Genomic DNA, 22,971 nt, shown 5'->3' with positions numbered 1-22,971 from the left:
GATTAACTACTACTAATTGTTTTTTTAAACGATTCAATATGTTCCACCTCGAAGGTATCGTCCTCTTCTTGTTCCGGCTGTTTCATTTTAGAGAAAAAACTTTCTGCCCAATGGAATGCGCTGTGTGCATATACAGTTGCTTCACAAGCATATTCGGAAAACACTTTAGACGCGCTTGCAACAAAGTCAGAAGTTTCTTGAGTTTTGGGTTTTGGTGTGGGTTTAATTATTAGTTCTGGCATAGGACAATCCAGTTCGTCAGAAACATATTGCAAATGATCGGAATCTTCATTTACCTCTGCCAGTAAGGAATCCACCTCCTCACGTTGTTTTTCTTTTAAGGTTAACTCCAGCAAATGGAATCGATTTACACTAAAGGGAGTTTGATTTTCTTTTAACCAGCGATAAAGCCCTTCGTTATGCTCCTTATGGGTCATTACGTAATGGTATAGCTTATGAAGTTTTTGTCTTGTACTTAGCTCATCTTTAGGCATTATTTCTAACGAATAACTTTCGAATGCTTTAATAATTCCTGCAAATTTTTCTTGTGTTAGTGGCAATCTAATTTTGTTTAACAAAGTCGGAAGATCCTTTGCTGATTCTGGAGGTGAAACCGTTTTTTTTTCTGAATTCTTAGGTACATTTTTATTATTTTGTATGAAGCTCAATGATTCTGGGACCACATAATCAGGAGAGTTTGGTTTAAAAAAACCAGTCCATCCATAAGTCCAGCATCGTTTAAGCCATTTGATTAAAGTAGCGAAAAAACCCTGATGTTTAATCCAAATTAACTCTTGCCGTGCTTCAGAAAGCGCTTGTTGAGCTATCTGAATGATTTGCGGATTTTTTTCGGAATTAAGATTTTTTAACGCTAAGGTACACAAATTAATTACGTGTTGATAATTTTCCTCCCCACCACGTAAACCAAAATATCGGAGAACTCTCTTTGCATCAAACAAAAACAATTGATAGCTGACTTGTTCATCGAAGAATAAAGGATGATTTAAAAAAGCAGTAAATAATATTTCCTTTATTATGGGATCTAATTCAGGACGACTTAGCATGAAACCAATATGGTGTATGGCTTGGTTTCTTGATTTTAAGTGTTCTGAACCGGCGTAGAAATCCATGTAGTCATTGATTAGTTTCGAAAAGGGTTCGGGGTCCCCTTTATAATGTATTAAGAAATACTCAAAACAGTTAATCGATTTATCATGCTTAATTAATCCTTGGATAAAAGGGTTTTCATCAGAGTCTGATGACTGTTTTCGCTCTTTGGAAGTTTCCGAAATTGGATTTAAATAAACAGTTTGCAACAACCTTTGAGTATTTATTCGCTTATTTTGATAAAATAATGCAACATTTCCTTTTAACGCATTATTTCTTAAATAACGATTCGTTAAAAAAGCCGTACTTTTTGCTAACTCCTTAAATGCGAGTTTATCATTTAGATAAAAAAGTAATTCAATTGCTTCGAGCGAAAATGAATGGTTTTTATCTAATAATATTTTTGTTAGTTGATTGATATAACTAGCATATGCCTTATTATAGTGACCATTGAGATAAAGACGCATCGCCAAAATCAAATGAGATTCTTTATTTGCATGCTCTAAAAATTTAAGAGGTATTTTATTAAATAGGCCCAAATGTTCAATAATATTTATTATGATGGCTTCTTTCTGATTGGACTCCATTTTGCACAATTCATCGATTACATTGGGGCCTGCAATGTGCATTAAATGAGCCAACACATACTGCGCATTAGGCATGGATGAGAAATGGTTGAGCCAGTAGGTTAAAACACGGTGTCTCTCATAGAGAGGATATCGTTCAATTAAAGCCTCAATTTGTGTTTTACTTAATTGATGAAAATGAGGGACTGAACAAAGAAGACTTATCGCAGCCTCGGGTTCCAATTTCTCAATTAATTGAGCGGAGAGGATTGTCAAATCAAGTTGATGAATGAACATATTAAGACGTGAAGGAACATGATGATCTTGATGCGTTAATCGATTTAATAAGGAATCGCCCCTTAAACAAGATAGGAATTCTTTTTGGCTTAACAGGTGAATAATTAAAAGAGACTTTACTTCCAGACTTTGCACTATTTTTATGGACTCAAGGATGTCTAAGGCCGTTAATTGGCTCTCTTCAAGAGTGGTTAGAAATTGAGTATGACTCCTTATATCCTGACTGATCTCTTTTAAGTACTCAGAGTTTCCCATAGCCGCTTTGAATAAATCAAAACTTTGTATTTTGCTTCCTGTCATGGCACTCTCCTTTTAGTCAAGCACCAGTCTCAAAATAGATTTCTTTCGAACTCTATTGTGACAGCAAATCACTTCGCCGATGTGGTGCTCGAATCCTCATGTGCTCGTGTACACTCCGGTGTTCTGCGCGCTCTGCTTCTTCTCGTGTAGGCTCACTGTAGTGAGTTGCATAGAAGTCAGATGGAACGGTGCGAGTGTGAGGTCGTTCTTTCAGGATAACTCTTTGTAAATAAAATTCAATACTTGTGTTAATTTTGTATAAGTAAACTAATACGAAGATGATTCAATTATCTATTTATTAAAACAAGATACCCTCATAAACAAAGACAGCGGGGCCAGTTAGGGTAATTGCTTGATTGAATTCCGGCCAGTCGATAAACAAATCACCCCCGGGCAAGGTAACTTTTATTTGTTTATCCAGTTGATGGTATAGCCGGCCAATCGCCGCCGCGGCAACCGCACCACTTCCACAGGCTTTGGTTTCTCCACAGCCGCGTTCATAAACACGTAATTTAATATGATGGGAACTCATAATTTGCATGAATCCCACATTGGCTTGAGCAGGAAAGCACTGATGCAAACTGATTTGTTTTCCTAAGGTATCCACTGGTGCTGTTTCGGTATCGGTAACTAATAACACTGCATGGGGATTCCCTACACTTAAGGCGTGGAATTTGACCATTTTTTGGGTTGGAAGTTCTAAAGAATATTCAATAGATTGCTGAGCTGCTTTAAGTGGAATAGCTGAAGGAGCTAATTGAGGAATCCCCATATTAACGCGCACACTGGAGTCTGGATTAATATGCAAATCCATCTGGGTCGTTTTGGTTGCAACGGTTAAGTGATTCTTGTCGGTTAATCCGTAGTATTTTGCAAATAAGGCAAGACAACGTGCTCCATTCCCGCATTGACCCACTTCCTGCCCATCGGCATTAAAAATTCGATAATTGAAGTCAATACCTTTTTGCTGACTGGATTCGATTAACAGGCATTGGTCAAAACCAATCCCGGTATTCCGGTGCGCCATAATAGCGATTTGCTGTGGGCTTAGATTGATTGTCTGATGAATCCCATCAATTACAATGAAATCATTACCTAAGCCATGCATTTTGGTAAATTTAATGTTCATATTATTCTATTGAGTTGATTTATCTGCAGTCCTGCTAGTGGGGTGTGGCAAATAAAGAGGACCTTTTTGCCCACAAGCGGATAAGAAAATAACAAGGCAGATCATAAGTAAAAAGTAAGTTCGTTTCATTTGAAATAAGCAGGTTAACGATTTGAGTATCACTATCTATTTATTTAAGTAAAAATTCAAGTGATAAACAATGATATTAATGCAACCCAATACCTTTAAAAGAATCGGGTTTTCTAACTATACGTTGAGCTCTTGTGCTTTTCCTGGTTCTTCATTATCAATGGGTATATCCAGTTCTTTTCTATATTCATTCAATTTGGAAACCACATTTTCTCCAGAGGATTGCCAAAAAAGAAGGGATTTAACTGAGGAATAACCTACACGGGTATAAGCTGCAAGTCCAATTAATCCTAGACCTGCCAAAAGAACCCCTGCGGCAATTACGGCATTTCTAATATATCGAATTAGTCGGTCATCACGGTGATTTATCAGTGTCTGTTCCACTTTATCAAGATAGTTGTAAAATTGTCGCGCGCGTTCTTTAGGACGAGGGAAATCTCGTGTATTATTTAAAATCTTAAGCAGTTTAGTTACTTCTGTAATTTTGACGTTTATTTTATCATCGGATTTTTTAATTTCATCATCTTGTTCCGACTCTTTAGGTCTATCAGATAATTGAGATCTAAGCCAAGCCAGATATTCCGCAGTTAATGGGATGAGTTTTTTCTTAATAAGCAGCAAATGCTCAACCTCGTTTTCATCGTTCAGTGCTTTACTGTATTCGATTTTTTTGTTGCGTTCCGCTTTCAATACAGTTTTAGTTTTTTCTAGCTGTTGGTTCCTTTCCACTAAATTTTGCTGCATCATTTCAATTTGTGACGTTAATTCGTTTTTTTCCTGTGCTAAAACTGCCTTTTCTTGCTTCACTCTATCTACCACACCATATTTGTTAATCGCATGGCGTTCCACTAATTCTTTAAAAGTACCTTTAGCTGCAGGTTCAGGCAAAGCATTAGGACGGTCTCGATAAAATTTTTGCGCTGCAACATCAATTAGCATTTCGGCTTTTTTTCGGAGTAACAGTTCATGCTTATTGAACACCGCTTCCTCAGTTGCGAGCTCTCGTACTCGACCTAAGGCTTCTATATCATCGATGAAGACTTTAATTTGATGATGCAGTTTTTCAAATTCAGCCAAAGAGCTGCCATAATGTTCCTCAAATCGTTTCGTAAGTTGTTCAACTAAACTTTCCAAACTCTCATCTTTGGATAGTTTTTCCCCCAGTTGTTCACAAATGTATTGGATTTTTATGCTTACTGGATAATTGGCTAATTGCGCAAACTGAGGACTTTCGAAAATTTGTATAATTTCTGGGTTAATTTCTCCATTTGAATACCGTTCATCCTTATTGATTTGAGTTAATAACCCATTAAAAAAGCTTTTCAAGTTCGTATCGGTTGAGGTTTGCAAACGATTAAAATCATCTTGCAAGTTTGCATGTTGTTGTCCTGCGGTTTGGGTAATTCCCTTTAAACTTAAGCTATAGAGAGATTTGACAAATTCCTGAATGCCGGGATTATCTATTTGTAATAATCCGTCAAACTCCTTAAAAATAGCAATGATTGCAATAAAAAGATCTTGCTTCTCTTTTTGTTTACTTTCTTCACTCCAGTCTTCCGTCAAATATTGTAGGCTGACCCTTTGTATTAATGCTCCAAATGAGTTTAAAACATCCTTGCGTGCATTTTCATTGTCGAGTATTGCGGCTGGTGAAATCGAATGTTCCACCAAGGAAGATGAAATATTGGATATTTTTTTAATGTTTTTAGAGAGTACTTTTTGGGCTGAATTTATCAATACGGATAAATCTTTGGTTTCATCAGAATGTACATTAAATATCTTGAAGAAATATTCCTTCATTAAAAAGCTATGTTCTTCATTAACATATCCGGTATTTTTAGGGAATACCTCGGTTAAAAGACCATATTTATGGCCCGTACGAAGCAATTTTCGTTGCGGCGCTACTCCCATCAGAGTGTAGTGAGTCGTATCAAATGCTTCATATGCTGCTCTATTGTCGTAAATTTTGTCGTAAAGCTTGCGGAATATCGTTGGAAAATCAAGTTTTTCCACATCAATGCCATCTCCGAGATCGGCAAGCAAGGACACATATTTTCTACCTAGTCCTGTAGGCTCATGAAAAATTTCTTGTGCATTTTTAAATTCAACCCCATGTTCCTTTAGAAACTTCAGTAATTTAAAAAGCATTAATTTTTGAACATGAGTCGCTTTGGTTTTTTCAGGTGAAACAACAATGTTTTGTTGTGATGCATTCGTTCCAGCAGATCCTGTACCATGATGCCCAGGAATGGTGTTGCGAACTATTATTTGATCAGGGGTCGAACCTTCTGGATAGATAGGTGTAAAGCCCCAATCAGAACGCTCATTTTCGTAATAGACAAACTCCGCATGTTTTACAACAGCTGGAAGTGTAAAAAATCGTTCGTCATACCAGGTTACAGGCCAGCAATCTCCGGGAACTGGGTCAATGATAAAGAGATTCATCGACACGTTAGAAATATTGGTTTTTAGTGCATTAAACCATTGTTCCTGAGCTTCTTTAGTTTTAGGTAGCTGGGATAAAAGGGGTTTAATAATGTCAGGAGTATTGTTTAAAGGTTTTCCTTTTTTATTTTGTTGCCTTTCTGTTTGTTGTGACTCGAGTAGACTTATTAATTGATCAAAGTTCGCGCAAGAGTTAATAGCATCTTTGATTGCATTAATTTCATGAGCAATCAGAATGGATTCAACGCCACCTCTACTGTGCGCAATTTCATTAAGTTCGGTTTGCCCACGGATAACCGCATTTAATGCAATACCTAGCCCAATTCCGATTTTTTCGCCAACATTCCCACCGTCTGTTTTTGGACCATTAACGACCGAAACCTCTAAAGACTGATAAGGAGCGAGTTGTTTGCTATCAATCGCTGGCTGTTCTTCTGTTTTAATTAATGTAGAGACAATACTTAATGTTTCTCCTTTGGGGTAGTAATCCTGTATTCTAGTTCCTACTTTTAAGGGGGTAGTTTTTTTCTTATTTTTTAAAGTAGGAGTGTAAGATGTATCTGTTCCTAACATCGTAAGGGTGAATGACTTGGATTCTACTTTCTTAAACATACGCTTGCCGCTTATTAATTCATAGTAGCGAACTATAATTCATGTTGGGTAATAATGGAATATCCATACCCCTCAAATTTGTTAATAAATGACCCAAACTGATGTTATTTTGCAATAATATGGCTTTTATCAAATATCGGACACGTATAACTTGCACTGTGTTGTTGCATTAGCGATAATTTCTCTTTTTTTGTCTGTGAGGAGATTTGTTTTGAGTGATTTTATAAAGGAGTCACAGGCTCAAACACAAGCATGTGTTATTTGGATGCATGGTTTAGGCGCTGATGCTTCCGATATGATGGGTTTAGTCGATCAATTAACTATCGCAGATCTCGCGGTACGTCATGTATTTATTAATGCCCCCCAGCGTCCAGTGACTTTAAATGCTGGCATGGTCATGCCTGCTTGGTATGATATTATGGGCATGAAACTAATTGATAGAGAAGATAAAGAAGGAATTGAACAATCCGAGTTGCTGATTCGTAAGGTCATGGATGAGCAATTAAATGAAGGTTTAGAGTACAATCAGATCTTTTTAGCAGGGTTTTCACAAGGAGGAGCAATGGCATTGCATACCGCTCTTCATACCACAGCTCGCTTGGCGGGGGTTGTAGCTTTATCTGCTTACTTACCTTTAGCGGCGCATACCAGACCTAAGTTGGATAAGAGTACCCCTTTTTTTATGGGAGCAGGACAATTTGATCCGTTGGTTTTGCCTCAATGGACTGAATCGAGTAAAGATTGGTTATTGGGTAAAGGATATGAACACCTATCTTATTATAAATATCCTATGGAACATTCAATTTGTTTCGAGGAGATTAAAGACTTAAGTCTTTGGTTTAGAAATAAAATTCGGGGAGAAGCATAATGCCCATAGTGAAAAAGTCACGTACGGTTAATTATACCTGTGAGCAAATGTTTTCGTTGGTGAATGAAGTAGAGCGATATGCGGAATTTTTACCTTACTGCGCAGAAAGTTTAGTACATCATCGCGATGAAGATGAAGTGCAGGCCACTTTAGTGATTGGTGCTGCTGGTATGAGTAAATCATTTACCACACGTAATATGCTACAAGTTAACAAAATGATAGAAATTCGTCTTGTTGATGGTCCATTCAGTCATTTAGAGGGTTTTTGGCGCTTTGATGAAGTCGAAGAAGGATGCAAAATCTCTTTTGACCTGGAATTTGAATTTGCAGGGCGTATGTTTTCGATGCTTCTTGGCCCGGTATTTGAGCAAGTCACCGATAAGATGGTCGACTCATTTTGTGAGCGAGCCAAGGAAATTTATGGTCAAAGTTGAGTTGGTTTATGTGGCTATTGACAAGACGGTACAGCATCGGGTTTTAGAGCTCGAACCAGGAGCAACAGTTCTTGATGCGCTTAATGTGTCAGGAATATATGAAGACTATCCGGAGACGCAAGGCATGTCTGTTGGAATTTATGCAAAACAGGTTTCTTTAGAACAGGTGTTGCAAGAGGGAGATAGGATCGAGATATACCGACCTTTGGTTCTCGATCCAAAAGAGAAACGCCGTCAAAAGGCCATCCGCGCTCGCTAATCTTCATCCTATGTAGTCTAGCGCCCGCCTTGAATTTTGGAAATTGTTGCTAGGAATCCTGGGTTTCGCTACGCTACACCCAGGTTACAAATTAGAAATTAGGAATCTTGCTTATTCTTGATTAATGTCCGGTTGATTAAGTGACGCTACCCCCGGTTTTAGTTTACCCCGTTCGATACGTGCGAGAACTCCATTTTGGAAGTATAAGCTGACTGTGGACATAGTCGTATATCCTCGGCCTCTACGCCAAGTGTATGCATAATCCCATCGGTTTTCATTAAACGTAGGACTTAACAAACTGGTTCCCATTAATATAGCAACATCATTTTTACTCATTCCGATTTTGAGTCGGTCGATTTTCGATTTGGGTAATAAATTTCCTTGTTGTACTACTCGTCGGGACAGATCAAATGATGAGCATTGAGTAAGGGTTAAGGTACACACAATTCCTAATAGAAAAATTATTATTCTCATTTTTTTTGCCTATCGTGAAAAATTTCGCCATAATAACACGTCATTTACTGAAAGACACCTTTAACCTAGAAAAGCAGTTGTAACCCTTACTGTACAAGCGAAAAGGACCCATCTGCGGAAATTTTTTCAGGTTAGAAGTAGACAAGTTCGTTACTGCAAAGGAGCATTGATGGAAGAGAGTAAACAGCTAAAAAATGCTGGATTGAAGATTACTTTGCCTCGTTTAAAAGTATTACAAATATTGGAACAGTCTCCTAACCATCATTTAAGCGCGGAAGGTGTTTATAAAGCATTATTAGAGACAGGCGAAGATGTGGGGCTTGCTACGGTTTATCGAGTACTAACGCAATTCGAGACTGCAGGATTGGTGAATCGGCATAATTTTGAGGGAGGGCACTCTGTATTTGAATTAAGCCAGGGAGCGCATCATGATCACCTGGTTTGCATCAAATGTGGTTGTGTTGAGGAGTTTGTTGACGAGGTCATTGAACAAAGACAGAAAACTATCGCCGAACGCGCCAATTTTCACATGACCGATCACGCTTTGAATATTTATGGAATTTGTCCCCGTTGCCATAAAGATCAATGAACGCAATAGGTAGCTTTAATTTTCTTTTTTTCCCAAAAGGAAATAAGTCTTTATTTTGCCAATCCCTTTCATTTCCAGAGTTCCTCGGGGTTCAATAAGGAATTCATCTTGAAGCATAAAAGCCATTTTTTCTGAGATGTGGATTTTATTAGGAAGGGATGTTTCTTCTAGACGACTGGCTAAGTTGACTACATTACCCCATATATCATAAACAAATTTTTTATGGCCGATGATTCCTGCGATTACAGTACCATAGGTCATTCCAATCCGAAATTGAAGTTTCATGTGGTGTTCTTGATTAAACCTCATCATTCGTTCCAGAATGGCCAAAGCATAATTTGCAATATTAATGGCATGTCGAGTGGTTTGTTCAGGGACTCCTGATACAGCCATATAATTATCACCAATGGTTTTAACTTTTTCTACATAATATTGCTCTGTGAGTTTATCAAGCTCTGCAAACAAGCGATTGAGAATATTTACCGTTTGTTTTGCTCCTAATTCCTCCGTTAATTGTGAGAAATTAATAATATCTGCAAACATCACGCTTGCTTGGGAAAATTCATCTGCAATATCTTCCTCTCCTTTTTTCAAGCGTGCAGCGATTGCTTCTGGCAAAATATTCAAGAGTAATAAATCATTTTCCTCATTTACTCTTGATAAAGTCTTTAATGCATGAATAATAAAAAAGAGCATAAGTATTGTTGACAAAAAAGAGAGCGCAAGAGCCAGGGCAATAATTTTAGACATTTTGAGATCAATTTTTTCATTCGTTAAAAATGTGCGAGTATCTACGAGTTTAAAAAATTCTTGTAAGGGTTTTACCACTTGTAATTTGGCGCTCATATAATCGTCCCCAAAAACCATTTGCTGCGCTAATTGAGGATTTGGTTTGCCAATAATGGTGTAATTTCCTGATTTATCAGGATATTTACCCTCAAATAAATTCATAGCTTTGATTTCAGTTTCGGAGAGTTTATTACTTTGGTTTTCTGCTTTGGCCAATAAGGAAAATTCTTTGAGCGTAAAATGATGCTCCAACATCATTGAGGATAACGATTTTGCTGGACCATACGATTGGGGCTGTTTGTTATTAATAACTAAATCCCAATACAATTCGTCATAATTTAAAGGGAGAGGGGAAGTTCCATTACGTATCGCTAAAATTTCATTATAGTAATTACGATATTTCTTCTCGCCGGTTACTACATAAAGGCGGGCCATCTCAGTTAAATCATCAGAGCTTTGTCGAAGCTTATTCGCTAATACATACAATTGATAACGCTCATTGCCATCAATAACCTCTTGAACTGCAATGTGTTTTAACAGAAATAAACACATGATAAGGCTCATTACAGTGAGCGCTAAGAAGAAGAAAAAATAGTGTAAAAGACGTGTGTTTTTAAGATGAAGCTTTCTGAGCACCTTTAACTCTTTTTTTCTATTCACTTACATTCAAGAATAGCTTATTTATATAATAAAGGAGGCATTTCTAATAACTTATTTTAAATGCTATTCTTTATAGAAGAGAGGTCTGTTTTATTAGGGAATTCTTAGGACGAGTCAGACTTGATCCTTAAATTGTTCAAGGATTATTAATGAAATTGTTATTTTTAGGAGCCGGTAGCGGTATAGGAACGGATTTCGGAAATTTTCAATCAAATATGCTACTTCTAACAGATAGTGGGAAAAAACTCCTGATAGATTGTGGTACAGATATTCGTTTTTCTTTAACAAAAGCAGGATACCAATCTCAAGATATTGATGCACTGTATATAAGCCATTTACATGCCGATCACATAGGTGGAATTGAATGGTTCGCCTTTCAACGAAAATTTGCTTCCTCCCCCAAGGGAATGCCTCATTTAATTATTCATGAACAATTAGTAGATCTATTATGGAATAGCAGTCTAAGTGGTGGGTTGAAAACCCTTGATGATAAAGAAGCAACTTTGAGCGATTATTTTGCAGTCCAAGCGGTTCGTACTGGTCACCCTTTTAATTGGGAAGGCTTGGCACTCAACCCAGTACAAACACTCCATATTTATTCCAATAAAGAATTAATGCCAAGCTATGGTTTGAGTATTAGTTATAAAGGAAAAGAATATTTTATTACTACAGATGCACGATTTACCCCAGAACGTTTCGACCCCTATTATCGTGAGGCAACTCTAATTTTTCATGATTGTGAAACCTTGGAAACCCCAAGCGGAGTACATGCTCATTTTAAGCAGCTTGTTACTTTAGATCCTGAAATTAAAGCCAAAAGTTGGTTATATCATTACAATGATGGCCCTCTACCTGATGCACAAGCTCATGGTTTTTTAGGGTTTATCCGTTGTGGTCAGGAATTTGATTTTAGTTAAACAAGTAATAACTCATTTAATAAGTTCAATTTAAACAATCCCCTACCCAAACTTTAGATATCTAATTTGTCAATATATGAATTAAATCACCTGATACCTAATCCCGTAATAAAACTTGAGTTTATTCTTAAAATTTAATGGATTTCATTGATATAATGGTTCACTTTTCGAATCGTTAATATGGATGTTTATGTGGATTGTATGGATTGCACTTTCGCGACCTTACACGTTTATTGTAATGGCTCTAATGCTTCTTATTATTGGGCCTCTAGCGATAATGCGTACGCCTACAGATATTTTTCCTGACATTAATATTCCGGTTGTGAGCGTTGTATGGAATTACGCAGGCTTGCCTCCTGATGAAATGGGGAATCGTATTGCGAGTGTCTTTGAGCGAGCAGTTACTACCACAGTGAATGATATTGAACACATTGAATCTTCGTCGTTGATTGGTGTTAGTGTGATCAAATTATTCTTTCAACCCAATGTAAATGTTGACTTGGCTTTAAGCCAAGTCACAGCAATTGCACAAACGATGCTCCGTAGTTTACCACCAGGAACTTTACCTCCATTAGTATTAAGCTATAAAGCTTCAACAGTTCCTGTTTTACAACTGGTATTATCGAGTGCAACTATCCCAGAACAAAAATTAAATGATTTGGCCAATAACTTTCTTCGTACTCAACTAGCAACCGTACAAGGAGCTGCACTGCCGTATCCCTATGGAGGCAAAATACGTCAAATCCAGGTCGATTTAGATCTGCAAGCAATGCAAACCTATGGTATTTCTGCACAAGAAATTAATAATGCAATTCTTTCCCAAAACCTCATTATCCCCGCAGGTACCCAAAAAATAGGAGAGTATGAATATATTGTTAAGTTGAATGGTAGCCCCCGTTCAGCAGTTGAATTAAATGATGTGCCCGTTAAATCCACTCCTGGACGAGTTTTATACATCCGTGATGTAGCTCATGTGCGTGATGGATTTGCCCCACAAACTAATATCGTACGAGTGGATGGGAAAAGGGCGGTTATGATGTCAATCCAAAAAACCGGTAATGCTTCTACTTTAGATATTGTGAATCGGGTTAAAGATTTATTACCAAAAGTTAAGAACATGCTTCCGGAAGGGCTTAACTTGTCCAAATTTGCGGATCAATCAATCTTTGTTACCGCGGCGATTCGTGGGGTTATTACGGAGGGGGTGATTGCAGCTGCACTAACTGGACTTATGATTTTACTTTTTCTTGGGAGTTTACGGAGTACGCTTATAATTACTTTGTCCATTCCTTTATCTATCATTGCATCGATTACTATCCTTTCTGCTTTGGGAGAGACAATCAATATTATGACCTTAGGTGGTTTGGCACTGGCGGTGGGTATTTTAGTTGACGATGCTACGGTTGCTATTGAAAACATTAACTGGAATTTGGAGCAGGGTAAAGAAGTGGAACAAGCAATTCTTGATGGCGCGAAACAGATTGCGATACCTGCGTTGGTATCAACCTTATGTATTTGTATCGTGTTTGTTCCTATGTTTTATTTGGGAGGCGTTGCCCAATATCTATTTGTTCCTTTAGCTGAAGCAGTAATTTTTGCCATGCTCATGTCTTATATTTTATCCCGTACACTGGTTGCTACTTTGGCAAAATACTGGTTGCATAAACACGAATTGATAGGTGAAGAGCAAGATAAAGGACGTTTTGCGCGCTTACACCAATCTTTTGAAGAACAATTTGCACGATTGCGCGCCCAATATTTCAAATCATTATCTTGGGTATTGAACAATGCTAAAGTTTTTATTTTTTATTTTTTAGGTTTTGTTGCCCTTTCAATTGTATTGCTGTGGCCATGGTTGGGTTCGAATTTCTTTCCTGATGTCGACGCGGGACAAATTAAATTACATATTAGTGCTCCAACGGGAACTAGGGTAGAGGAGACAGCACGAATTGTCGATAACATTGATACCGTAATTCGAAAGGTAATACCGCCCAAGGATCTTGGCAGTATTGTTGATAATATTGGTTTACCTGTGAGTGGTATTAATTTATCGTACAGTAATTCAGCAACGAATGGCCCAGAAGATGCGGATATTTTAATCTCCCTGAAGGATGGACATCGACCTAGTTCAGAGTACGTTCATCAATTAAGATCGGTTTTAAGAGACCATTTTCCAGCAGTGACGTTCGCTTTTTTACCGGCGGATATTGTAAACCAAATTATCAATTTTGGTTTGCCATCACCAATTAATATCCAGGTCATTGGCTTAAAAAAAGAGGCCAATGCTCGGCATGCCAATAACTTGATGAATCAGTTAAAGCGAGTTCCCGGTCTCACTGATGTGCGAATAAGACAATCTAATAATTATCCTGAGTTTTTTGTGAAGGTTGATCGGAGTTTGGCCAATGAACTTGGATTTACTCAACTCAATATCGCTTCCGATTTATTAGTGACCTTATCAGGTAGTTTTCAAACGACACCCACATTTTGGTTGGATCCTAAAAACGGAGTTTCTTATCCGATTGTTACGCAAGCCCCCCAATATGTCATGACTTCATTAAATGATTTGCTTAATATCCCGATTGGCAGTTTAACTCTGCCCAGTCGGCTGCAAATTTTAGGTTCTTTTGCCAAATTGAAACGTACTTGGACCTCTGTTGTTGAGTCGCATTATAATGTTCAGCCAGTGATTGATATTTTTGCTTCAATCCAAGATAGAGATTTAGGATCAATAACTAAAGACATTCAGAAAATTATTCATGATACGCAAGACGAACTGCCGAGAGGATCTTCGGTAGCGATTCGTGGCCAGATTGATACTAAGGAGCATGCATTTAATGGTTTGTATTGGGGTTTAGCTTTTTCGATTTTGTTGGTTTATTTGTTGATTGTTATTAACTTTCAATCATGGGTTGATCCTTTTATTATTATTACTGCCTTGCCTGCTGCGATTGCAGGAATTGCTTGGATGTTATTCATCACTCATACCGCTTTGAGTGTGCCTGCACTAACAGGAGCCATTATGTGTATGGGGGTGGCAACAGCAAATAGTATCCTTATTATTAGTTTTGCCCGCGATCATCTTGCCACTGAAAATGATCCCATGAAGGCAGCACTTGAGGCAGGACAGACGCGTTTACGGCCTGTAATGATGACTGCATTGGCGATGATTATTGGTATGTTTCCCATGGCTTTGGGCTTGGGAGATGGAGGGGAGCAGAATGCTCCACTAGGACGGGCCGTAATTGGGGGGTTGTCTTTTGCAACGATGGCTACTCTCTTTTTTGTTCCCTCGGTTTTTTATGTGATTCACGAACGCAAGTTGAAGAAAAAGCAAAGGAAGGATCATGCTTAAATCCATTCGATCATATGTACAGGACCATAAACACAGAAGGCTTATTATTGCAATAACCGTTTTTTTATTCATCCTTTCAGTGATAATAGTTTTACGTATTTATGCAGCAATTCATTTACGTAATGAGACTCTTGCGGATGCGGTTCCTGTAGTACGAGTGATGACAGCCCAACAAGAAAAGGGGGTTGATAAAATTATTTTACCCGGTAATGTTCAAGCTTGGCACGAGTCACCTATTTATGCACGAACTAATGGTTATATAAAAAAATGGTATGTAGATATTGGCAGTCACGTTAAAAAAGGTGATTTGCTTGCGGTCATTGAAACACCAGAGGTTGATGCGCAGGAACGTCAAGCGAGGGCCGATTTGAAGACTGCAATAGCAAACAATCAATTGGCCCAGATTACAGCAAAACGTTGGCTTCATTTAGTAAAAACAGAATCTGTATCTCAACAAGAGACTGATGAAAAAGTAAGTACAGCTGCGGCCTTAGAGGCTGCGATGTTTGCTGCTAAAGCTAATTTGCAACGATTACAAGAATTAGTCGGTTTTGAACGTGTAATCGCTCCTTTTGATGGGGTTATCACGGATCGTGCTACCGATATTGGTGATTTAATTAACGCTGGGAGCAGTTCAACAGCGAAACCTCTATTTCGTATTGCCCAAACAAGTCCATTGAGAATTTATGTCAAAATTCCTCAGTATTACTCTTCACGAATTAAACCTAATATGACGGTAGATCTCCATTTTGCAGAGCACCCGAAGCAAGTCTTTTCCGCCAAATTGTTTGAAACAGCGCAAGCCATTGATCCTAATACGCGTACTTTGCTTGCTCAATTTATTTCACCCAATAAAAATAAGGAATTATTGCCAGGTGGGTATACTGAAGTTTGGTTTACTTTAGATATTCCTCCGAAAACGGTGATCCTTCCTGTCAATACTTTGCTGTTTCAGGCTCAAGGATTACAAGTTGCGACTTTGAATAAAGATAATAAAATTGTCTTAAAATCAGTTACGCTTCGACGAGATTTCGGCGCAACAGTTGAAATTGCTACAGGAGTATTGCCAGGTGATCGAGTTGTGCTTAATCCTCCTGATGCCATTAGGAATGGTGAATCTGTGCGAGTTGTTTCATGAAAAAATTGTTTGGTGCTGGTGCACTTATTTTTGCATTAATGGGTTGTTCTTTCGCTCCAACATACCATCGCCCCATGATGCCTATGCCTGAACATTTTAAGGAGCCAGGAAAATGGGTTGAAATTAAATCGACACCTCAAATTGTATCTCCCGAGGCTTGGTGGCAAGCCTTTAATGATCCTGTTTTAAATAATTTAGAAAGCCAACTGAATGTAGCCAACCAGAATTTAAAATTGGCTTATGCTCACTTTCAAGAAGCAATTTCATTGGTCCAAGTAGCGAGGTCATATTTTTTCCCCACTCTCCAGGGATTATTCAATGCGGATCGCCAGCAAAATTCACGAACGGTAGCGAATCCAGTATCTACTCCTGTATTTAACCAATTTTTAGTTGGGGGGTTCCTTTCTTATGAGCTTGACGCATGGGGTAGTGTTCGTAATTCGGTCATTGCAAGTGAACGTAATGCCACGGCAAGTGCGGCTGATGCCGCTTCTGTTCGTTTGAGTTTACAAGCAGAACTTGCGAATAATTATTTTGCGTTAAGAGGGAGTGATGAGGCACAGCGTATCTTGGATACTACCGTTATTGCATATCAAAAAGCTCTTTATTTAACAAAAAATCGTTATCGAGGTGGTGCTGCACCCATACCCGATGTGGATGAAGCAGAAACCCAACTTGAAAATGCAAAAACCATGGCAGCAGACATGCGATTACAGCGAGCTCAACTTGAACATGCCATCGCAGTATTGATTGGGGAAATACCTAGTAATTTTTCTTTACCACCAGCTCCATCCCCTAAGATTTTTTTGGAAATTGCTCCTAATGTCCCTTCAACCCTTCTAGAGAGAAGACCTGATATTGTTGCTGCTGAAGCACGAGTCCAAGCGGCAAATGCAAAAATTGGTGTTGCCCGAGCTGCTTTTTTCCCAGTGATTGACCTAACTGGTAGTATGGGTTTCCAAAGCAAAAGTCTTGCGAATCTCATTTCAAAACCTAGTCTTTTTTGGTCCTTGGGGCCGTTGAGTTTATTGACTTTAACGCAGCCTGTAGCACAAGTAACCATTTTTGATGGGGGTCGATTACGCGGGTTATTAAATCAAGCCAAAGCCCAGTATTTTGAGACAGTTGCTACTTATCGGCAAACTGTGTTAACTGCATTCCAAGAAGTGGAAGATAATCTGATTGCGATTCACCAGCTCGATCAGGAATATCGAAGTCAAAAAGTCGCAGCTCGTGCAGCAAAACGTGCTTGGGATCAAGAAGTATACCGATACAAAGGAGGGTTGGTTACGTTCCTGCAAGTTGTGGTCGCTGAAAATACTGCACTACAATCAAAACTTGCATTAGTTAATATCCACACTCGCCGTCAAATTGCAAGTATTCAGTTGATTAAAGCCTTAGGCGGTGGTTGGTCTATAGATATGGGCAAGAAAAAATAAGATAGAACGGTATGAAACAATTGGTATATTGAAACTGGAAGGAAAGAGCCCACAGACTTAGATAACTTTAAGCTCTTCCCTTATTTCTTCATCACAAGAATAATAATTAATCCAGATTAATTGTATATGAGTAACTGCCCATGCCATCGTATACAGTATCAATATAGCGAATTCCATTACAAGAAGCACTAACAACTGGATGATTCATTAATGGACCGTCTTTAATATCAAGAACACACCAATTATCTGAGTCATACGCAACAGTAACATGAGCATAACCAGAACGACAGGCAAAGCCGTCTAAAATCTCAAAACTACGTGGTCCAATTATATGAAGCATCACATCTGCATCATTAAACCCGCTAACCACATAGATACCAGGATGGGACGTATCGCTTAAACGGAAATAATCTTTATATCCACACCAAGATTTATCTGCATGAGCATTCATCATCATTAAGCTGGTTGTTGCCAGTAGAATCCATTTTTTCATTTCAGAACACCTTTTTTATTATTTATTATTTAGAGCCGAGGGCGATTATAGGGAAGTATTGGCTCAAAAACAATCACTCTGCTGCAATCCTTACGCAGGAGCGTAAATAGGTTGGCTGAGCAAGACAAATCATGCCAGAAGGGAGTATTAAACTCCAGGCGCAGTCTGAAGCAAGGATAAAGCCTTGCTTGATGATCGTACCATAGAGAACCCCGAATGCTTAGAGTCCCAGATATTTCCAATGAATTAACTGATCGAGTGATTGTTGTACTAAAGGATATAAGCAGTTATCTGTTCCACCTAATAGTTTTAATGCAATGCCTCTCTATGATTCCATAAAGTGACACAGATGGAGGTGCCGACTACTACCGAAAATTCGCAAAAGTTGACACGCTAGCTGATCGGAGGGAGAACATTCAAAATGAGAGCAATTAATGGAGTAAAATCACAATTTATATCTTTTCACTGGCAAAGAATCAAATACTGCATCAATATTTTTAAAAAAAACATTAAGGATATTATCAGTTAAAAATCATTGATTAATTTCTAAGTTCTAAAAATATGGTCTAAAATAATAAACAGAAGAAATCATATTAAAAATAAAAATAGGGGAAAAAAGATGAACATTCTGAAAAAAATAATGATAATTGGCGTTTGTCTTGCAACACTTGGAGCATTAAGTTCTTGTGGTACTGTTCATGGTTTTGGCAAAGACGTATCCCATGTGGGTAAAGATATTCAAAGAGCAGCACGATAATTTCTTTCGACTCCCCCTAGGGGGAGTTCTACCTGTTTAAAAAACATCATTTTACGGAGTAAATTCTGAAGTTTAATCCTTCGAGAACTTTTTCTATGAGGCGTTATAGAAAGGATACGATTTCAGGTAGTGCTTGGATTCTACGGTTTTTCGAACCAAGCTCTTTTTTTATAAACGGCTGCCATTGCCATTTAGGAATATCATAATTTTGCGAATGAAATAGTTCATTTAGATGACGGATTAATGCCTCCTTATCGGATAAATCAGGGGTGATTTGAATTGTAAATTGATCTAAAGCTTGTTGTTGGATGGTGTAATCTTCGAAATCAAAAGCAAAAGATGCCATTTTCTGGCGGATGATATCGGCAAAGAGGGGGAATACTTTATCATTCTGGGTAGCATAACAAATATCACCTTCTCGGCCTTCAATACTTGCTAACCGGGTGAATACACCATTTGATTGCTCTTCAATAAGTACGTCATCTAAACGATAGCGAATAATGGGTTGAGTGGTTCGCATTAAATCCGTAATTACCGGTACAAAGCGTTTTTCATCCAGCCATTCTTTTTCAATAATTAAATATTCTTCATTCATCAATAAATGATTACTGTTTTTGTCACTAATGGCCAAAAATCCTTCGGTGCATTGATAGACTTGCGAGACCTGGCAATTAAAAGCACTACTGATAAGTGCTTCATCACGTTGTTCCAAAACTTCAGCTACAGCAAATATTTTTTCAGGGGTAATGGATAAATGTTGTTTTTCCTTTACTAAAGCCAGTAATACGGAGCTGGGTGCTGATACAATGGTAGGTTGTATTTCATTTAGACGATCGATATGAGTTTCGAAATTTTCGAGTAAATCAAAAAAATGAAATTGAATCTTTTTGCTCTTGCTGAGGGTAGTATAGAGTTTACTATTTGCCCTAAGAAAAAAAGCAATGCGCTCCTTTCTTTTTAAGCCATGAGGCAAGGCTTTAGCCAATAGAATACCCGCCCAGGCATCCCTCTCTTTTTTATCGACAAGAAATAAACCGCGATTTCCTGAAGTCCCAGAAGAAAGTCCAACGGCAACCCCATTGATTAAGAGAGAAAAATCCCGAGTACTTTCTGCGTTTAAAGCCAATGCCAATGCTTGGTTTTTCTTTATATTCCTCGTATTTATTTCATCAAAATGTTCCATCATTATTTTTTTATTAATGATGGGCCATTCATTAAAAGGTTTATCCAAATAGGGTTGATAAAAAGGAGATTTATATAAGGTTGTTTTAATGAGCTTTTTGAATTGCTTTTGCTGATAAGCCAACAGTTGGGCTCGTGATTTAAATCGCTTTCGCAGAGAGTGGGTTTTAAAATAATAATATAAAAGCCTGAGTATCATGTTAGATTCCCTGCAAGGCGCTCGCGTAGGTGCGGACAATGAGAGGGAATTATATCCATTCTATTATTATTTTTAAAAAGTTGGTGTAATTTATGGATGGTTTGTTGATATGCTTCCTTATTATCGTGGATTAAATAAGTAAGATTACTTGGAAAAATCAATTCTTTAAAGGTTTCTTGATGCCAACAACTGTCTGCAATAAAAAAAGTTTCCTGCGTTGCTTTAAGGTATAAACCTATTTGTCCCTTAGCGTGTCCGGGTAAGGGGATGGCAATGAGCTGTTCATCATTAAAGAGATCAAATCCAGTTGTAAAGGGTAATAAGCCAGGATGCAGCTCGACCTCGTCTTTTAATAAAACCAGACGTTCATAAAAGTCTTTAGGGAGTAATCCAGGTAAGAATCCCTGTATTAATGCTTTTATCCCTTTTTTATGATGGATATCGTTTATTGCATCAGGATGACAGAAAAATTGTGCATTTGGAAAATCTATTAACCCACCAATATGGTCTGCATGGAAATGTGAGATCACAATCCCTTTAATCTCTGAAGCATTAATATTATTTTCCGCTAATTGCTCCTTAAGTGATTTTTTTAATCGTACTGGCGTTAAATGTCTGTAAAGGGAAAAAGGAAATTTTTGGGTTAATTTGTAAAATCGGTCGCTGTACCCCGTATCGAATAAAATATACCCTTGTGTTGGATGTTTGATTAGAGCACATAAGGCAGGGTATTCCTTAAGTTTCCAAGGAGCATTCTTTAAGGTCATTCGCGCACAATGTTTGCAAAAACCAACTTCAAATAATTGATACTCTATCATAATCTTTGATACCACTCTGTAAAACGTTCAATTCCTTGATTAATGGTAATCTTTGATTGATAACCTAAATCCTTTTGGGCCGCTTCAATATTTAATGTTTGTCCCATACATAAAACAGCTGCACTGTATCGAGTTAAACGTGGTTCTTTTTGAATAAAGGGTAAACTATAGAGTTGTTCCATACATGTAGCATATATTTTTGCAATAGGGTAAGGGATAAATTTGGGTATAAATGGCTTTTGTAAAGCTCTAAAAAGTTCCGATAAAATAGTTATTAACGTTCGCGGTTCATTATTAGTTATATTGTATTTGTTACCGCAAAATTGCTGCTTTGCTTGTGCAGCTAAAATCAAACTCTCCACCACATTTTCAACATAAGTAATGTCAATCACATTGGTTCCCTTTCCAATAATAGGCAGGATCCCTTTTTTTTCGTTTTGAAGGATACGCGGTAAAATGGAACGATCATAAGGACCAAAAATTGCACGTGGACGTATCGTAATCACATTAAGCCTTTTTTCTTGAAAGGCCTTATCTATGAGCGCTTCAGCTAGTAATTTGGTTTGTATATAATAATTGGCTGGTTTTGTAGGTAAGGGTGCATCTTCTTTAATATCATGTTGTTCTGTGAAATTAAAATAAATACTGGGCGATGAAACATGAACTAACCGTGTATTTGGGGACGTTGCTTCAATTATATGTTGCGTGCCTAACACATTGGCATTATAAAAATCTTTGTAACGACCCCAGGGACTAGAAAGAGCCGCACAATGAAAAATACTGCGAGCATTTTGAGTTATTTTTTTTAACTTTTCTCGATTAAGCAAATCGACCGTTATAAATTGGGCACCAGATTGCGCAATGATTTTGCCAAGCCGCTCATTGCGTCCTAAGGCAATTACCTCATGCCCATCTTGAATCAATCGTTGAGTCAAATTCAACCCTAGACAGCCCGTTGCTCCTGTCACAACACAAACCATATTAGTACTCCAAGATGATCCCGCCAGCTGCTAGGCCTGCTCCAGTCCCCATTAGTAACACTAATTGCCCACGCTGTAACTTTTTGCTATGTATTAAAGAATATAGTGCAGTTGGTATGGATGCTGCAATTTGATTTCCATGATACGGATAAATAGAAACGAATTTTTCAGGGGGAATGTGTAATCTTTTCTGCACGTGATGCATCGCGAGCAGACTTGCCTGGTGCGGGACAAACCAATTAATATCATTCATATTAAGATTGGTTTTTCTAAAAAGATTTTCCATGAGATTTTCTAATAATTTGGAAGCTAATTTAAATACTTTTTTACCTTCCATATAAAATAGACTTTGTTCGATATGCTGGAGGGGATTTTTAGCAGGTAAACGCGTTCCCCCGGCCTCTAATTGACAAAACGTAGAACCAATACTATGCGTTTCAAGATGTGATGAGAGGATTCGATTAGTTCCATTGCTTTTTTCAAGAACACAGGCAGCGGCGCCATCACCGAAAATGGTACAGGTTTCCATATCTTGCCAATTCAACCCTGCCGAAGCAATATCACTAGAAATAATTAGAATACGTTTGTATCGATCCCCCTCGATTAAATACGATGCGATATCAAGAGCACTAATAAAACTTAAACACGTACTATTTACATCAAAACAGGCTGTTCCTGATTGCTCTAATCCCAATTGTTTTTGGATTAATGCTGCAGTACAAGGAATTGCTTGTTCACCTACGCCGCAGGCACTGATGATGGCATCAATATCGGTTAATGGAATATTTGCTTGCTCGATGGCAATTAATGCTGCTTGTGCTCCCATATAAGAAGTTGTCTCATCCGGTGAAGCAAAGTACCGCGAAATTAGCCCCGATTTTTTTTGTACACTACCTGGGGGTAAATTAAGTTGTACATCTAATTCTGTGGAAAGAACTTTGTTTCTGGGTAAATAACATCCCATCCCTGTGATTTTTACAGCAGGCATATTTTAATTCCTTCATTACTCCACTTATAGGATTTTGAAAAGAGACC

19 protein-coding genes and 1 pseudogene are annotated in these 22,971 nt (G+C 38.0%); 9 read left to right on the top strand and 11 right to left on the bottom strand.

What is annotated here, in order from left to right:
* Positions 1-2: 2 nt before the first annotated feature.
* The 4 genes from ACWTE2_RS16150 to ACWTE2_RS16135 all read right to left on the bottom strand — a co-directional run bounded on the left by ACWTE2_RS16150 (position 3) and on the right by ACWTE2_RS16135 (position 6,585).
* Positions 3-2,270: a hypothetical protein gene (locus ACWTE2_RS16150; RefSeq protein ID WP_454786142.1), complete on the bottom strand. Its 2,268-nt coding sequence runs from the start codon at positions 2,268-2,270 to the stop codon at positions 3-5.
* 298 nt (positions 2,271-2,568) lie between these two features.
* Positions 2,569-3,399, bottom strand: coding sequence for a diaminopimelate epimerase (gene dapF / locus ACWTE2_RS16145; protein ID WP_454786141.1), 831 nt, complete (start codon positions 3,397-3,399; stop codon positions 2,569-2,571).
* Between the two features lie 6 nt (positions 3,400-3,405).
* Complete coding sequence (gene lptM, locus ACWTE2_RS16140) at positions 3,406-3,528, bottom strand: LPS translocon maturation chaperone LptM (RefSeq protein ID WP_454786140.1); 123 nt, start codon at positions 3,526-3,528, stop codon at positions 3,406-3,408.
* 117 nt (positions 3,529-3,645) lie between these two features.
* On the bottom strand, positions 3,646-6,585 hold the full coding sequence (locus tag ACWTE2_RS16135) for a hypothetical protein (RefSeq protein WP_454786139.1): 2,940 nt from the start codon (positions 6,583-6,585) through the stop codon (positions 3,646-3,648).
* A gap of 211 nt (positions 6,586-6,796) precedes the next feature.
* Between ACWTE2_RS16135 and ACWTE2_RS16130 the strand changes: the two genes are divergently transcribed.
* The 3 genes from ACWTE2_RS16130 to ACWTE2_RS16120 are packed head-to-tail and all read left to right on the top strand — an operon-like array spanning position 6,797 to position 8,146.
* Entirely contained in the window at positions 6,797-7,453 is a 657-nt protein-coding gene (locus ACWTE2_RS16130) for an alpha/beta hydrolase (protein WP_454786138.1), read from the top strand.
* Entirely contained in the window at positions 7,453-7,887 is a 435-nt protein-coding gene (locus ACWTE2_RS16125) for a type II toxin-antitoxin system RatA family toxin (RefSeq protein WP_182391629.1), read from the top strand. Before ACWTE2_RS16130 ends, ACWTE2_RS16125 begins: the two co-directional genes overlap by 1 nt.
* A complete protein-coding gene (locus tag ACWTE2_RS16120) occupies positions 7,874-8,146 on the top strand; it encodes an RnfH family protein (RefSeq protein WP_454786137.1) in 273 nt (90 codons plus the stop codon). The genes ACWTE2_RS16125 and ACWTE2_RS16120 overlap by 14 nt, the downstream gene beginning before the upstream one ends.
* A 111-nt stretch (positions 8,147-8,257) precedes the next feature.
* On the opposite strand, the pseudogene ACWTE2_RS16115 reads toward ACWTE2_RS16120, so the two are convergent.
* Positions 8,258-8,651, bottom strand: a pseudogene (locus tag ACWTE2_RS16115) (outer membrane protein assembly factor BamE).
* 138 nt (positions 8,652-8,789) lie between these two features.
* Here ACWTE2_RS16115 and fur point away from each other — a divergent pair.
* On the top strand, positions 8,790-9,209 hold the full coding sequence (gene fur / locus ACWTE2_RS16110) for a ferric iron uptake transcriptional regulator (protein WP_454786136.1): 420 nt from the start codon (positions 8,790-8,792) through the stop codon (positions 9,207-9,209).
* 15 nt (positions 9,210-9,224) lie between these two features.
* On the opposite strand, the gene ACWTE2_RS16105 is transcribed toward fur, so the two are convergent.
* Positions 9,225-10,550, bottom strand: coding sequence for an adenylate/guanylate cyclase domain-containing protein (locus tag ACWTE2_RS16105; RefSeq protein WP_454786135.1), 1,326 nt, complete (start codon positions 10,548-10,550; stop codon positions 9,225-9,227).
* A gap of 257 nt (positions 10,551-10,807) precedes the next feature.
* Between ACWTE2_RS16105 and ACWTE2_RS16100 the strand changes: the two genes are divergently transcribed.
* The 4 genes from ACWTE2_RS16100 (at position 10,808) to ACWTE2_RS16085 (ending at position 17,507) form a co-directional block, all read left to right on the top strand.
* Positions 10,808-11,575, top strand: a complete 768-nt coding sequence (locus tag ACWTE2_RS16100) for an MBL fold metallo-hydrolase (protein WP_454786134.1) — start codon at positions 10,808-10,810, stop codon at positions 11,573-11,575.
* A gap of 190 nt (positions 11,576-11,765) precedes the next feature.
* The gene (locus tag ACWTE2_RS16095; RefSeq protein ID WP_454786133.1) at positions 11,766-14,930 is read left to right on the top strand and encodes an efflux RND transporter permease subunit; all 3,165 of its coding nucleotides are present in this window, start codon (positions 11,766-11,768) and stop codon (positions 14,928-14,930) included.
* Positions 14,923-16,068 (top strand): efflux RND transporter periplasmic adaptor subunit, encoded by a 1,146-nt coding sequence (locus ACWTE2_RS16090; protein ID WP_454786132.1) that lies wholly within the window; start codon positions 14,923-14,925, stop codon positions 16,066-16,068. Before ACWTE2_RS16095 ends, ACWTE2_RS16090 begins: the two co-directional genes overlap by 8 nt.
* Entirely contained in the window at positions 16,065-17,507 is a 1,443-nt protein-coding gene (locus ACWTE2_RS16085) for an efflux transporter outer membrane subunit (protein WP_454786131.1), read from the top strand. The genes ACWTE2_RS16090 and ACWTE2_RS16085 overlap by 4 nt, the downstream gene beginning before the upstream one ends.
* Before the next feature lie 106 nt (positions 17,508-17,613).
* On the opposite strand, the gene ACWTE2_RS16080 is transcribed toward ACWTE2_RS16085, so the two are convergent.
* On the bottom strand, positions 17,614-18,000 hold the full coding sequence (locus ACWTE2_RS16080; RefSeq protein ID WP_454786130.1) for a hypothetical protein: 387 nt from the start codon (positions 17,998-18,000) through the stop codon (positions 17,614-17,616).
* A 619-nt stretch (positions 18,001-18,619) separates the two neighbouring features.
* On the opposite strand from ACWTE2_RS16080, the gene ACWTE2_RS16075 reads away from it, so the two are divergent.
* Positions 18,620-18,757, top strand: coding sequence for an entericidin A/B family lipoprotein (locus ACWTE2_RS16075; protein WP_182391619.1), 138 nt, complete (start codon positions 18,620-18,622; stop codon positions 18,755-18,757).
* Positions 18,758-18,860: 103 nt separating this feature from the next.
* Here the strand turns inward: ACWTE2_RS16075 and ACWTE2_RS16070 are convergent, their stop codons facing one another.
* The 4 genes from ACWTE2_RS16070 to ACWTE2_RS16055 are packed head-to-tail and all read right to left on the bottom strand — an operon-like array spanning position 18,861 to position 22,924.
* Positions 18,861-20,138 carry a F390 synthetase-related protein gene (locus ACWTE2_RS16070; protein WP_454786129.1) on the bottom strand — a complete coding sequence of 426 codons (1,278 nt, stop codon included), beginning with the start codon at positions 20,136-20,138 and terminating at the stop codon, positions 18,861-18,863.
* Positions 20,135-20,956 carry an MBL fold metallo-hydrolase gene (locus tag ACWTE2_RS16065; protein WP_454786128.1) on the bottom strand — a complete coding sequence of 274 codons (822 nt, stop codon included), beginning with the start codon at positions 20,954-20,956 and terminating at the stop codon, positions 20,135-20,137. The genes ACWTE2_RS16070 and ACWTE2_RS16065 overlap by 4 nt, the downstream gene beginning before the upstream one ends.
* Positions 20,953-21,936: an NAD-dependent epimerase/dehydratase family protein gene (locus ACWTE2_RS16060; RefSeq protein WP_454786127.1), complete on the bottom strand. Its 984-nt coding sequence runs from the start codon at positions 21,934-21,936 to the stop codon at positions 20,953-20,955. Before ACWTE2_RS16060 ends, ACWTE2_RS16065 begins: the two co-directional genes overlap by 4 nt.
* Position 21,937: 1 nt before the next feature.
* Positions 21,938-22,924 carry a beta-ketoacyl-ACP synthase III gene (locus ACWTE2_RS16055; RefSeq protein ID WP_454786126.1) on the bottom strand — a complete coding sequence of 329 codons (987 nt, stop codon included), beginning with the start codon at positions 22,922-22,924 and terminating at the stop codon, positions 21,938-21,940.
* Between the last annotated feature and the right edge of the window lie 47 nt (positions 22,925-22,971).

The organism is Legionella nigrisilvae, from assembly GCF_977063395.2.
The sequence above is the reverse complement of the archived record's forward strand: the minus strand, read 5'-3'. Positions and strand labels throughout refer to the sequence as shown.

What these genes read in the sequence shown, in the direction of transcription:
- ACWTE2_RS16150 (WP_454786142.1), bottom strand. Translation starts at nt 2,270, where the DNA reads ATGACAGGAAGCAAAATACAAAGTTTTGATTTATTCAAAGCGGCTATG.
- dapF (WP_454786141.1), bottom strand. Translation starts at nt 3,399, where the DNA reads ATGAACATTAAATTTACCAAAATGCATGGCTTAGGTAATGATTTCATT.
- lptM (WP_454786140.1), bottom strand. Translation starts at nt 3,528, where the DNA reads ATGAAACGAACTTACTTTTTACTTATGATCTGCCTTGTTATTTTCTTA.
- ACWTE2_RS16135 (WP_454786139.1), bottom strand. Translation starts at nt 6,585, where the DNA reads ATGTTTAAGAAAGTAGAATCCAAGTCATTCACCCTTACGATGTTAGGA.
- ACWTE2_RS16125 (WP_182391629.1), top strand. Translation starts at nt 7,453, where the DNA reads ATGCCCATAGTGAAAAAGTCACGTACGGTTAATTATACCTGTGAGCAA.
- ACWTE2_RS16120 (WP_454786137.1), top strand. Translation starts at nt 7,874, where the DNA reads ATGGTCAAAGTTGAGTTGGTTTATGTGGCTATTGACAAGACGGTACAG.
- fur (WP_454786136.1), top strand. Translation starts at nt 8,790, where the DNA reads ATGGAAGAGAGTAAACAGCTAAAAAATGCTGGATTGAAGATTACTTTG.
- ACWTE2_RS16105 (WP_454786135.1), bottom strand. Translation starts at nt 10,550, where the DNA reads ATGTGTTTATTTCTGTTAAAACACATTGCAGTTCAAGAGGTTATTGAT.
- ACWTE2_RS16100 (WP_454786134.1), top strand. Translation starts at nt 10,808, where the DNA reads ATGAAATTGTTATTTTTAGGAGCCGGTAGCGGTATAGGAACGGATTTC.
- ACWTE2_RS16095 (WP_454786133.1), top strand. Translation starts at nt 11,766, where the DNA reads ATGTGGATTGTATGGATTGCACTTTCGCGACCTTACACGTTTATTGTA.
- ACWTE2_RS16090 (WP_454786132.1), top strand. Translation starts at nt 14,923, where the DNA reads ATGCTTAAATCCATTCGATCATATGTACAGGACCATAAACACAGAAGG.
- ACWTE2_RS16085 (WP_454786131.1), top strand. Translation starts at nt 16,065, where the DNA reads ATGAAAAAATTGTTTGGTGCTGGTGCACTTATTTTTGCATTAATGGGT.
- ACWTE2_RS16080 (WP_454786130.1), bottom strand. Translation starts at nt 18,000, where the DNA reads ATGAAAAAATGGATTCTACTGGCAACAACCAGCTTAATGATGATGAAT.
- ACWTE2_RS16075 (WP_182391619.1), top strand. Translation starts at nt 18,620, where the DNA reads ATGAACATTCTGAAAAAAATAATGATAATTGGCGTTTGTCTTGCAACA.
- ACWTE2_RS16070 (WP_454786129.1), bottom strand. Translation starts at nt 20,138, where the DNA reads ATGATACTCAGGCTTTTATATTATTATTTTAAAACCCACTCTCTGCGA.
- ACWTE2_RS16065 (WP_454786128.1), bottom strand. Translation starts at nt 20,956, where the DNA reads ATGATAGAGTATCAATTATTTGAAGTTGGTTTTTGCAAACATTGTGCG.
- ACWTE2_RS16060 (WP_454786127.1), bottom strand. Translation starts at nt 21,936, where the DNA reads ATGGTTTGTGTTGTGACAGGAGCAACGGGCTGTCTAGGGTTGAATTTG.
- ACWTE2_RS16055 (WP_454786126.1), bottom strand. Translation starts at nt 22,924, where the DNA reads ATGCCTGCTGTAAAAATCACAGGGATGGGATGTTATTTACCCAGAAAC.